The organism is Mesorhizobium sp. M0870, from assembly GCF_040319775.1.
Lineage (GTDB): Bacteria > Pseudomonadota > Alphaproteobacteria > Rhizobiales > Rhizobiaceae > Mesorhizobium.
This window is the reverse complement of record NZ_JAMYOI010000080.1, coordinates 1-1,154: the sequence shown is the minus strand read 5'-3', so window position 1 is coordinate 1,154 and position 1,154 is coordinate 1. Positions and strand designations below refer to the sequence as shown.

1 protein-coding gene is annotated in these 1,154 nt (G+C 61.4%); it reads right to left on the bottom strand.

Going from position 1 to position 1,154, the window contains the following annotated elements:
• Positions 1-19: 19 nt before the first annotated feature.
• Positions 20-958, bottom strand: a complete 939-nt coding sequence (locus NKH97_RS33205; RefSeq protein WP_023809699.1) for an IS110 family RNA-guided transposase — start codon at positions 956-958, stop codon at positions 20-22.
• Between the last annotated feature and the right edge of the window lie 196 nt (positions 959-1,154).

Sequence of the window (1,154 nt, the reverse complement as noted above, 5' to 3'; positions counted from 1 at the left end):
AGAGCGACTATCTGGGGTGTCAAGTTGCAATTACGAACTCGTTGCGCGCATCGCGTGCTTTTGCATTGAGGATGACCAGGAGTTTTCTGGCGAGTGCGATGCGGATGAGCATTTTTGGCTTTCCCGCCTGTTGCAACCGTTGAGCGAAAGCTTTGAGATGAGGATCGAATTTGGCCACGATAGCTGCGACGATGAAGAGGATGCCACGCGGCCCGGCGCGTCCGCCTCGCACATGCCTGTTGCCGGTGCGCTTGCCGCTATCGTTGGCGAAAGGAGCCAGGCCTGCCAGCTTGGCGATGGCCTTGTTGGAGATGAGGCCGATCTCGGGCAGTTCGGCCATCAGACGGGCGACAGTGCGTCCGGCTACGCCCTTGAGCGAACGAAAGGCTCGCTCCAGCCTGGCCCACAGCGGATCGTCATCGATCATCGAGGCAATCTCGCCTTCCAGGCGCCGTTGCTCGCGCTTGAGGAAGGCCAGCGTCGCCTCGATGCTGGCGCATACCTCGGCGTCGCATGCGGCACTTCTACGCTGCTTGTTGATGGTCGCATCGCCGACAATCTGGCAAAGCCGGCCAACCAACGCGGTAAGCCGCTGTTGGGCAGCGCTTGGCGGTGGCGTCGGCACCGTGTTCTTGACTGCGCCGTAATGGGCGATGACAGCGGCGTCGATCCTGTCGGTCTTCTCCAGATAGCCCATCGCCTCGGCGAAACGGCGCACGCTCTTGGCATTGACCACGCCGCACGGCATGCCGTGCGCCCACAAGAGCATGAACCCCAGCCGTTCATAGCCGCCCGATGCCTCCATCACCGCAAGGGCTGCGCCATGGCTGCGGCAGAACAGCCAAAGAGCTGCAATCCCCGCCGCATCGTTGGCGAAGCGCGCTGCCGCTCCGCCAGGCCGGACATGCGCGTCCAGCCAATCTTTCGAAACATCAACTCCACAAATAATCCTGTTCACGGTAACCTGCCTTGTGCGTACGGTTGGAACCAAGCGACTGTTCGGTCGTGCGTGACGAAGGCGAAGATCCCAAGCTCTCCCGCGGTTGTAACCTCAGGTGGTACGGGCGACTTCGCCAAGCCAAGGTCCGGGCGGCCGCCCGGACCTTGGCTCAATCGCTCTAATCCCACGAAATCTCTCTCGTGTAGATACAAGG